Origin of the sequence: Microbacterium istanbulense (assembly GCF_037204145.1) — a bacterium.
Classification (GTDB): domain Bacteria; phylum Actinomycetota; class Actinomycetes; order Actinomycetales; family Microbacteriaceae; genus Microbacterium; species Microbacterium istanbulense.
On record NZ_JBBDGN010000009.1, the window covers coordinates 23,931 to 34,017 of the forward strand.

At 66.9% G+C, this 10,087-nt stretch carries 9 protein-coding genes and 2 tRNA genes; 9 read left to right on the forward strand and 2 right to left on the reverse strand.

Going from position 1 to position 10,087, the window contains the following annotated elements:
- Nucleotides 1-31 precede the first annotated feature (31 nt).
- The 5 genes from serS (at nt 32) to WDU93_RS10265 (ending at nt 3,891) form a co-directional block, all read left to right on the forward strand.
- On the forward strand, nt 32-1,303 hold the full coding sequence (serS, locus tag WDU93_RS10245) for a serine--tRNA ligase (protein WP_337320269.1): 1,272 nt from the start codon (nt 32-34) through the stop codon (nt 1,301-1,303).
- Entirely contained in the window at nt 1,300-2,100 is an 801-nt protein-coding gene (locus WDU93_RS10250; protein WP_337320270.1) for an HAD family hydrolase, read from the forward strand. The genes serS and WDU93_RS10250 overlap by 4 nt, the downstream gene beginning before the upstream one ends.
- Before the next feature lie 261 nt (nt 2,101-2,361).
- Nucleotides 2,362-2,446 (forward strand) — tRNA-Ser (locus WDU93_RS10255).
- Nucleotides 2,447-2,467: 21 nt separating this feature from the next.
- Nucleotides 2,468-3,730: an LCP family protein gene (locus WDU93_RS10260; RefSeq protein WP_337320272.1), complete on the forward strand. Its 1,263-nt coding sequence runs from the start codon at nt 2,468-2,470 to the stop codon at nt 3,728-3,730.
- A 72-nt stretch (nt 3,731-3,802) separates the two neighbouring features.
- Nucleotides 3,803-3,891, forward strand: a tRNA-Ser gene (locus WDU93_RS10265).
- Nucleotides 3,892-3,946: 55 nt separating this feature from the next.
- On the opposite strand, the gene WDU93_RS10270 is transcribed toward WDU93_RS10265, so the two are convergent.
- Together WDU93_RS10270 and WDU93_RS10275 are read right to left on the reverse strand one after the other, a co-directional pair.
- Nucleotides 3,947-5,062 (reverse strand): tyrosine-type recombinase/integrase, encoded by a 1,116-nt coding sequence (locus WDU93_RS10270; RefSeq protein WP_337320274.1) that lies wholly within the window; start codon nt 5,060-5,062, stop codon nt 3,947-3,949.
- On the reverse strand, nt 5,059-5,271 hold the full coding sequence (locus WDU93_RS10275; protein ID WP_337320276.1) for a helix-turn-helix transcriptional regulator: 213 nt from the start codon (nt 5,269-5,271) through the stop codon (nt 5,059-5,061). The genes WDU93_RS10270 and WDU93_RS10275 overlap by 4 nt, the downstream gene beginning before the upstream one ends.
- Nucleotides 5,272-5,377: 106 nt before the next feature.
- On the opposite strand from WDU93_RS10275, the gene WDU93_RS10280 reads away from it, so the two are divergent.
- From WDU93_RS10280 to WDU93_RS10295, 4 genes are all read left to right on the forward strand, one after another.
- Nucleotides 5,378-6,088: a hypothetical protein gene (locus WDU93_RS10280; RefSeq protein ID WP_337320278.1), complete on the forward strand. Its 711-nt coding sequence runs from the start codon at nt 5,378-5,380 to the stop codon at nt 6,086-6,088.
- A 356-nt stretch (nt 6,089-6,444) separates the two neighbouring features.
- Nucleotides 6,445-7,152, forward strand: a complete 708-nt coding sequence (locus WDU93_RS10285) for a FadR/GntR family transcriptional regulator (protein ID WP_337320280.1) — start codon at nt 6,445-6,447, stop codon at nt 7,150-7,152.
- Between the two features lie 190 nt (nt 7,153-7,342).
- A complete protein-coding gene (locus WDU93_RS10290; protein ID WP_337320282.1) occupies nt 7,343-8,680 on the forward strand; it encodes an MFS transporter in 1,338 nt (445 codons plus the stop codon).
- Nucleotides 8,681-8,693: 13 nt separating this feature from the next.
- The gene (locus WDU93_RS10295) at nt 8,694-9,944 is read left to right on the forward strand and encodes an alpha-hydroxy acid oxidase (protein ID WP_337320284.1); all 1,251 of its coding nucleotides are present in this window, start codon (nt 8,694-8,696) and stop codon (nt 9,942-9,944) included.
- The last annotated feature ends 143 nt before the right edge of the window (nt 9,945-10,087 follow it).

The window sequence follows — 10,087 nt, forward strand, 5'->3', positions numbered from 1 at the left end:
AGCGCCACGAGGCGCTCGTTAGACTTGCACAATGATCGATCTCGCCCTGCTCCGCGATGACCCCGAGCTCGTCCGCCGCTCACAGATCGCGCGGGGAAACGCGCCCGAGACCGTGGATGCGGCGATCGAGGCCGACCGGGCCCGCCGGGCCGCTCTGACGGCGTTCGAAGATCTGCGGGCAGAGCAGAACGCCTTCGGCAAGCTCGTCGCCAAGGCCCCGAAGGACGAGAAGGCGGCGCTGGTCGCGCAGGCGAAGGATCTCGCAGAGCGTGTCAAGCAGGCGCAGCAGCTGGCCAACGAGGCCGGGGATGCCGCGGCATCCGCTCTCGCACGCATCGAGAACATCGTGATCGCCGGTGTGCCCGCCGGCGGCGAGGAGAACTTCGTCGAGCTGCGGCGGGTGGGCGAGGTGCCCACCTTCGATTTCGAGCCGCGCGATCACCTGGAACTCGGTGAGATGCTCGACGCGATCGACATGGAGCGCGGCGCGAAGGTGTCGGGCGCACGGTTCTACTTCCTCAAGGGCGTCGGCGCGCGCCTCGAGATCGCGCTGATGAACCTCGCGCTCGATCGAGCGCTGCAGAACGGTTTCACCCCGATGATCGTGCCGACGCTCGTGCGTCCCGAGATCATGCAGGGCACCGGGTTCCTCGGCGAGCACGCCGACGAGGTCTACCACCTCGACAAGGAAGACCTCTACCTGGTCGGCACGAGCGAGGTGCCGCTTGCCGGCTACCACAAGGATGAGATCGTCGACCTCGACCGCGGCGCCCTCCGCTACGCGGGCTGGTCGACCTGCTACCGCAGCGAGGCGGGCTCGTATGGTAAGGACACCCGCGGCATCATTCGTGTGCACCAGTTCAACAAGCTCGAGATGTTCGTCTACACGAACCCCGAGGATGCCGAGGCCGAGCACCTGCGTCTGGTCGAGCTGCAGGAGCAGATGCTCACCGACCTCGGGCTGGCGTTCCGCGTGATCGACGTGGCCGCCGGCGACCTCGGTTCGAGTGCGGCCCGCAAGTACGACATCGAGGCCTGGGTGCCCACCCAGGGCGCATTCCGCGAACTGACCTCGACGTCGAACTGCACCACGTACCAGGCGCGTCGCCTCGATGTGCGCTACCGCCCCGAGGGCGGGAAGACGCAGCCGGTGGCGACGCTGAACGGCACGCTGGCCACGACTCGCTGGATCGTCGCGATCCTAGAGACGCACCAGCAGGCCGATGGTTCGGTGCGAGTGCCCGAGGTGCTACGTTCCTATCTCGGCGGCCTCGAGGTGCTCACGCCGGTGGCCAGCGCGTGACGCGCCGCGGGCTCGTCGGCCTCGACATCGACGGCACCATCCTGCTGCAGGACGAGACGCTGAGCCCGGGCGTCATCGAGGCGGTGGCCGAGGTGCGGGATGCCGGATACGAGGTCATGCTCGCTACCGGACGCAGCTGGATGGCGACCCGCCGCTACGTGGAGCAGCTGGGGCTGACGGCCGACTACGCGGTGTGCTCGAACGGGGCGGTCACGATGCGCCGCGACGGCGACGACTGGGAGCGCTGGCACGTCGAGACCTTCGACCCGCGCACCGTGCTGGGGCTGCTGGGCGACCGGCTGCCCGAGGCACGGTACATGGTCGAGCTGGGCTCGGGGCAGCGACTGTACACGGGGGAGATCGACGACTGGACGCTCGACGGCGGACGTGAAGTGAGTTTCGCTGAGCTGAGCGCCGAAGAGGTGTCGCGTGTGGTCGTCGTCTCTCCGCAGCACGACGAGGCGGACTTCCAGCGGCTCGTGGCCGAGGCGGGCCTGAACGAGGTCTCGTACGCGATCGGCTGGACCGCGTGGCTTGACATCGCCCCGCAGGGCGTTGACAAGGGAACCGCGCTGGAGCGGGTGCGCGAACGGCTCGGCATCCCTCGTGATCGGGTGCTTGTCGCCGGTGACGGCCGCAACGACGTCGGCATGTTCGCGTGGGCGCTCGCCGGGGGCGGTCGCGCGGTCGCGATGGGGCAGGCGCCCGATGAAGTGCAGGATGCCGCGGGCGAGCTCACCGGTCACGTCGACGACGGCGGCCTCGCCACGGCTCTGCGCACCCTCCTCGGTCCCTGAGCGAGCGTCCTTCGTCTTGTCGCTGCGCTCCTCGCTCAGGAACCGGCTTTGGTCCCTGAGCGAGCGTCCTTCGTCTCGTCGCAGCGCTCCTCGCTCAGGATCCGGCTTTGGTCCCTGAGCGAGCGGAGCGAGACGAAGGGTCTGACCGCGCTGACAGGGCTTGCCCAGGTGTCAGCGCGACAATGGAGGGGTTCCATCTGCCCGGGGTTCCCGAGGAATCCAGATAGACTCGCTCCTGTTCGCCCGGTGCAGACCGGTCGAGGAGGGTTGTCCGAGCGGCCGATGGAGCTGGTCTTGAAAACCAGTGGGCAGAGATGTCTCGTGGGTTCGAATCCCACACCCTCCGCAGAAGAGTGAAAGGCACCGAGTGAGAAAGTCGACCCGGCAGCGGCATCCCCTCGCCCGTCACGGCCAGCAGAGCTCGCCCGGCGCCACCTCGCAGCTGCTGAAGCTCATCGGCATCGGACTCTCGGTGCTTCTCGTCTCAGGTCTCGGCGTGGTCGGCTACGTCGCCGCCGGCTGGCTCACGACCGTCAACGCGAACGCCGTCGAGCTCGAGGGCACGGAAGAGCTGCCGCCCGACATCGCCGCACTCGAGGGCGGTTTCGACATCCTGCTGACGGGTGTCGACACCTGCGAAGAGAAGTACAAAGACCTCTTCGGTGAGCGCTGCACCGGCCCGGATGCGGGCGGCACGCTCAACGACGTGAACCTGCTCGTGCATGTCTCGGATGAGCCGCGGCGCATCACCGCGGTGAGCTTCCCGCGTGACCTGATGGTGCCGATTCCCGAGTGCATCGATGAAGAGGGCAACGTCCACTCCGCCATGAGCAAGCAGCAGCTGAACGTCGCCTACGGCGACGGCGGCCTGAACTGCGTCGCCAAGACCATCTCCGAGCTCACCGGGCAAGACATCGAGTTCGCGGCATCCGTCACCTTCGGCGGCGTGATCGAGATCACCAACGCGATCGGCGGCGTCGAGGTCTGCCTGGCGTCTCCCATCAAGGACCGTTACACGGGTCTCGACATGAAGGCGGGCAACCACACCATCCAGGGCGTGCAGGCGCTGCAGTTCCTCCGCACCCGGCACGGCGTCGGCGATGGCAGCGACCTGGGCCGTATCGGCAACCAGCAGCAGTACATGTCGAGCCTGGTGCGCAAGCTGCTCAGCAGCGACACCCTCAGCAACGTGCCCGTCATGCTCAAGCTCGCCGACACGGGCTTGAACAACGTCGAGGCCAGCACCTCACTGGCTGACCCCATGAAGATCGTGCAGATCGGTATGGCCGTGAAGGATGTCGCCTACGAAGACATCGTCTTCCTCCAGTACCCGGTCGTGGATGACCCGTACGACCGCAACCGCGTGGTACCCGACGTCGAGAACGCCGATCTCCTGTGGGCGGCGATCAACGAAAACAAGCAGCTGCAGGTCACGCACGAGAACACCGAGGCCGACGGCGTGGTCGTGAAGGAAGACCCCAACGCGACCGCCGAGCCCAGCCCCGCGCCGAGCGAGGGTGCGACGCCGGCGCCCACCGAATCGGCGAACCCCGACGTGGTCGCGCTGCCGAATTCGATCAAGGGCACCTCCGCTGCACAGCAGACCTGCTCCAACGGCAACGTGGGCTGACCGCTGGATTCGTTCCCTCGGGCGCGAGCAGTTATGATGACATAGTGCGTCCGCCCGCAAGGTCGGATTCACGGAGACGTCGCATAGTCCGGCCTAGTGCACCACCCTGCTAAGGTGGAGTCCTCGCAAGGGGACCGAGGGTTCAAATCCCTCCGTCTCCGCCCATTTGCCCAGGTCAGAAGCCGTTTTCGTGGCTCGACTGTTGGGTATTGGCGGTCAGAGTCCGAGGCTCGGACCCTTCGAGGTGACCCCCAGGTGACCCCCGCTGTGGCCGAACTCCTCGGCGCCCGCGAGGCGACGCACATGATCGCGGCGTTGCCCTTCGCCGAGGACGTGCGCATAGACCGCGAGTACGGTGCGGGCCTCGTCGCCCAGGTACTCCGCGACCTCGTGGACCGGGGTGCCGAGGCGTAGCCAGGTCGAGGCGGCGAAGTGTCGGAGTGCGTGGCGGCGGAACCCGAGTGGGAACTTGCGTGCGACCCCGACGGAGAGCTGCCCGCCCTGCCGGTTGGTGAACAGGTAGTCGTCGGCGGCCTTGCCCGTCGCGTAGTGCCGGAAGATCGCCAGCGCCCGCGGCGACAGCGGCACCGGACGGGTGCCGCGCCAGGACTTCGGCGCCTTCTCCTCGTAGCGGTCGGAGTGCGACCGCTCGACGTTGAGCTGGGGGAGCGGAACTTCGGAGAGCCAGTGGACGCGGATCGCGCGCAGCTCGCCCCAGCGCACGCCGGTCAGCGACATGAACTCGAACACGTCGGCGATGTCGCTGCGCCGCTGCCGCAGTGTGGCGAGCGCGGCGGCGACTCGGCCGGGGGAGGGGATCTCGTTCGGGTTCACCGCGCGCAGGGCGACGGTGCCTAGCTCGGGAATCTTCTTCATCGTCCGCACCGGGTGCGGCTGGTGCAGAAGCCCTTGCTCGTCGGCGTAGGTGAACAGTGCGCTCAGGGTCGTCTTGGCCCGGGCGACGGTCGAGGCGGCCTTGCCGCCGCGCAGCTCCGCGAGCAGATGGGAGCGGATGTCGTCTGCCTGGATCGACGCGAGGGGCCGGGTGAGCATCTTCGCGGGGAGAGCGTCGAGGTTGTTGCGGTCGGTGTCCACGGTGTGCGGGTTGCCGCCCTGCCGCGCGGCGAGGAACATCGTCACCAACTCTTGCAGCGTGAACGACCGCTTGGGGGCCAGGGGTCGGCCGGTCTCGATGAGGTGCTTCTGCTTGCGCTCCCAAGTCTCGGCTTCGCGCTTGGTGTCGAACGACTTTGACGCCACGAGCTTGCGCCCGGACTTCACACGGACGAGGTAGCAGGTCTTACCTGCCTTGGTCGTGCGCGGCTCGATCACTCGACCACCCCTGCCAGGCGCTCCACGTCGATGCGCCGGTACACGCGCTTGTGCTGAGTGAGCCGAATCGGCTCCACCGGAGCCTGGCCGGACACGGCGAGGGCACGAAGGGTCGTGCGGTGGATGCCCAGCAGTGCCGCCGTCTCCTCCTCGGAGTAGAACAGTGGCGCTGGCCCGGTCTGCACGACGCCCTCCGCGCTCTCGCCCACCCTCGCCTCCTTCACGCATCAGATACTTGCGGATATTTGAGATTACACAGCCACGCAGATAACCGCAACTACATGAGATAACTCCCAGGTTCGCTAGACTCGGGCCATGCCCGCATCACCGCGTCGCCCCGGCGATCAGTCCTATGACGGCCTGATCGTCTCTGCCGACCTGCCCGACGGGTGGCATCTGCCGAGCCGGTTCCCCGGCGAACGGGACGACGACGCGAGCGCGCAGATTGATGCGATCCTGGGCTACAACGACCATGTGGTCACCGAGGGGCAGCGGCAGGCGCAGCTCGACTCCGAGGCGAACGAGACGATCGACGGTCGCTGGCGCTACATCGAGCACACCGCTACGGCGACCCGCGTGCTCATCCGGCTCCAACGGCAGATGTTCGCCGTGCCCGAGGAGGTACGGATCACCGGCGTCATCTACCTGCCGTGGCGACCGGGCGACCCGATCACCAGCCAACTGCTCCGAGAGCTGCCGACCGCCCGGATCGAGGCGGCGATCAACAAGCGGCTGTTCGCCATGGCGCGCACCGAGACGATCACCGGCGGCAAGATCGTCCTGCCGTCCGGCCGCAAGGTGGCCGAGCGCGACTTGCTCAAGCCGCTGGGCGATCCGAGGCAGACCCCGGACTTCTACGAACTCGTCGCCCTCCAGCACGGTCGGCTCGCCGGCCGAGGCGACCCGAACCCGTCAGCGACGATGGCCGACATCAGCGGCGTCGCGCTCTCCACCGCGCAGGGCTGGGTCACCCGCGCTCGCGCTCGCGGGCTCCTTCCACCCGGACGCCAGGGCCGAGCCGGGTAGTTCGTTCGTCTTGGCGGCAGGGGAGTTGAACTGCACTCGGCCCCGTCGCGTCGTGGATCTTGACCTAGCCTTCTGCCGCTCAAGGCCAACGATCTGTGGCATGTGGTTTGTGGCAACTTCCGTGCGAGACCCGACCAGCGGGTCGCTTAGCACTTTCTTAGCGCATCTTTCGCAAAGCGTGCGGTGGTGAGAACAGTGAGGGCCGTCGTAAGCACTGGGGCGGCGTACTTTGTACTGGCTCCTCTTGCCTTCAGCGATGGTGGAGAGTGCCAGGACTGCGAGGGTGCGGGTGTAGGGCGTGTCTGACTGTGTCGCGCAGTGGGATACTTGGCGGGATGAGAGTTCATGAGACGGTGATGCAGTGGGTGACTGAGGAGTTGGCCAGTGGTCGGCTGCACATCGGTGACCATCTGCCGGGGGAGCGGACGTTGGCTGAGACCCTGGGCGTGTCGCGTAATTCGTTGCGGGAGGCGTTGCGGATCCTGGAGGCATTGGGGACGTTGCACACCTCCACCGGGACGGGCCCGAGGTCGGGGACGATTGTGACGGCAGCGCCGGAGCAGGCGCTGAGTCTGTCGTTGAGCCTGCAGTTGGCGACGCGGCAGGTGGAGCCGCAGGATGTGCTGCAAGTTCGGTTGCTGCTGGAGGCTTGGGCTGCGAACCACTCCGATCCGGCGCGCGGTGACTGGGCGCAACCCGAGTGGATCTTGGATCGGATGGACGACGAGACGCTGGAGGTGGCGGAGTTTCTCCGGCTCGACGCGGAGTTCCATGTGCTGGCATCGCGTGCGGCTGACAACCCGCTGATCAGCACACTGATGGACGCGCTGCGGATCGCGATCTTCGACCACACTCTGTCTCGCGCGCAGCGCCTACCGGACTGGGGTGCGACCTCGGCCCGGCTGCGAAGGGAGCACCGCGGGATCCTCGACGCGTTGCGACACGGCCGCGGCGAGGAGGCCGCCGATCTCCTCGAAACCCATATCCGCGGGTACTACCAGGAGACCGCGGAACATTCGACCGCTGACGAGCATGCGGTAGAAGCGTCCCGCCCGAACGCCTGAACCCGCAGCGGGACCGTCGATCTCGCACGGGGTGTTGACCTCCGCGTGGTCATGCGCTAGCTTCGTGCACTAGTGGTCCAACCACACGGTAGGGCCACTAGATTCCTGTATCGGTTGGCACCCGCAGGCAGGGCGAAATACGTTTCGCCCTCTGGTTAGCGAGCGGGATTTTCTCAAAGGAGAGAGCACGATGACAACGACGACGACGGCGAAGCCATCGAGGGAGCGGCTGAACTATCGGGTGCTGATCGGCAGCCTGAGCGGCAGCACGATCGAGTGGTTCGACTTCCTCATCTATGGCACAGTCGCGGCGCTGGTGTTCAACCGGACGTTCTTCGTGACCGACAGCGAGTTTCTGTCGATGATGTTCGCGATGGCGTCGTTCGCGCTGACGTTCTTCTTCCGTCCCATCGGCGGCATCGTCTTCGCCCACATCGGTGACCGGATCGGCCGGAAGAAGACCCTGTTCATCACCCTGATGCTGATGGGCGGCGGCACGGTCGCGATCGGCCTGACCCCGGACTACGCCGCGATCGGCATCGCCGCACCGATCCTGCTGATCCTGTTCCGCATCCTGCAGGGGATCGGCATCGGCGGCGAGTGGGGCGGCGCGCTGCTGCTGGCCTACGAGTACGCGCCGAAGAACCGGCGCGGACTGTATGGGGCGGTCCCGCAGATGGGCATCAGCCTGGGCATGCTGCTCGCGGCCGGGGCGGTGGCGCTGCTGACGCTGATGCCCGAAGAGGACTTCCTCACCTGGGGGTGGCGGATCCCGTTCGTGGCCAGCGTAGTGCTGGTGCTCATCGGCCTGTGGATCCGCGCGAAGCTGGATGAGACCCCCGACTTCAAGAAGGTCCAGGAGTCCGGCACTGTGGTGCGGCTGCCGATCGCCGAGGTGTTCCGCAAGCACTGGCGTGCCGTGCTGGTCTCGATCGGCGCCAAGGCCGCCGAGACCGGACCGTTCTACATCTTCGGGGTCTACATCATCGCCTACGCGACGAACATCCTCGACGCCCGCAACAACATCGTCCTGGCCGCGGTCGCGGTCGCAGCCCTTGTCGCGACGATCTGGATGCCGATCTTCGGCCGCATCTCCGACTCCATCCCGCGCGCGGTGCTGTACCGGACGATCACGATCATCACGATCCTGTACGCGTTCCCGTACTTCCTGCTGCTGGGCACCGGATCGACGCTGGCGATCTTCCTGGCGACCGTGATCGGGTTCGGCCTGCTCTGGGGCAGCGTCAACGCGATCCTCGGCACCCTCATCGCGGAGAGCTTTAGCCCCGAGATCCGCTACTCCGGCGCGACCCTCGGCTACCAGCTCGGTGCCGCCATCTTCGGCGGCACTGCCCCGCTGATCGCCACCGCGCTCAACGAGGCCACCGGCGGACAGTGGTGGCCGATCGCCCTCTACATCATCTTCTGCGCCAGCCTCGGTCTGATCGCGTCGTTCTTCGTCAAGCACGTCGCACACCGCGAGTCCGACAGTGTCGCAGACCGTGAGTCGTCCGACAGTTTCGCGTGAGGTGGCGCGCACAATGGTGAAACGACAGTTCCCGAATCCCCGCGACATCTTCGGGCTGCTCCGCTTTAAGGCCCCGACGCTGAACGGGAAGAAGCGGCGGCTGGAGTCCGCGCTGACGATCGAGGATCTCCGGCGGATCGCGAAGCGACGCACCCCGACCGCGGCGTTCGACTATACCGACGGTGCCGCGGAGGCCGAGCTGTCCCTGTACCGCGCCCGGCAGGCGTTCGAGGATGTCGAGTTCCATCCCTCGATCCTGCGCGACGTGTCCGAGGTCGACACCTCGGTCACCGTGTTCGGCGGGCTGTCCGCGTTGCCGTTCGGGATCGCCCCGACCGGGTTCACCCGCCTCATGCAGACCGAAGGCGAGATCGCCGGCGCCAGTGCAGCCGGGGCGGCGGGGATTCCCTTCACCCTCTCCACCCTCGGCACCACCAGCATCGAGGACGTCAAGGCCGCCAACCCCACGGGACGGAACTGGTTCCAGCTGTACGTAATGCGGCAGCGAGAGATCTCCTACGGGCTCGTCGAACGCGCGGCTGCCGCTGGGTTCGACACCCTGTTCTTCACCGTCGACACCCCCGTCGCCGGCGCCAGGCTGCGCGACAAACGCAACGGGTTCTCCATCCCCCCGCAACTCACCCTCGGCACCGTCCTGAACGCACTGCCCCGCCCCTGGTGGTGGTGGGACTTCCTCACCACACCCCCGCTGGAGTTCGCGTCACTGTCCTCCACCGGTGGGACCGTCGGCGAGCTGCTGGACTCGGCGATGGACCCCACGATCTCGTTCGAGGACCTGAAGATCATCCGCGACCTGTTCCCCGGGAAGCTCGTGGTCAAGGGCGTGCAGAACGTCGAGGACTCCCGCCGCCTGGCCGACCTCGGCGTCGACGGCATCGTCCTCTCCAACCACGGCGGCCGCCAACTCGACCGCGCCCCCATCCCCTTCCACCTCCTTCCCGACGTCGCCCGCGAAGTGGGTGCCGACGTCGAGATCGCCATCGACACGGGCATCATGAACGGTGCCGACATCGTCGCCTCCATCGCCCTCGGCGCCCGATTCACCCTCATCGGACGCGCCTACCTCTACGGCCTCATGGCTGGCGGGAGAGCAGGCGTCGACCGCTCCATCGCGATCCTGACCGAGCAGATCACCCGCACCATGAAACTCATCCAAGTCTCCTCCCTGGACGAACTCGGCCCGCAGCACGTCACACAACTGCAACACCTCGCCCCGCGGGTCCTGGGCATGCACAACCATTAGGGCAGGCCGGTCCACGAACTGGCACACGCTCTCTGATCCTCTCAGTTCGGAGGTTGACGAGATCCTCTCCTTGTCGGGATCGCCGCTTCTTCGGGCGGGCAACAGTTCTGGTCCACGGGCGGGCGTAGTTAGAGGCCATGGGC

Bases quoted from the DNA above. Each gene is read 5' to 3' on its own strand.
- serS (WP_337320269.1), top strand. From the start codon at position 32: ATGATCGATCTCGCCCTGCTCCGCGATGACCCCGAGCTCGTCCGCCGC.
- WDU93_RS10280 (WP_337320278.1), top strand. From the start codon at position 5,378: ATGCCCGCATCACCGCGTCGCCCCGGCGATCAGTCCTATGACGGCCTG.
- WDU93_RS10285 (WP_337320280.1), top strand. From the start codon at position 6,445: ATGCAGTGGGTGACTGAGGAGTTGGCCAGTGGTCGGCTGCACATCGGT.
- WDU93_RS10290 (WP_337320282.1), top strand. From the start codon at position 7,343: ATGACAACGACGACGACGGCGAAGCCATCGAGGGAGCGGCTGAACTAT.
- WDU93_RS10295 (WP_337320284.1), top strand. From the start codon at position 8,694: ATGGTGAAACGACAGTTCCCGAATCCCCGCGACATCTTCGGGCTGCTC.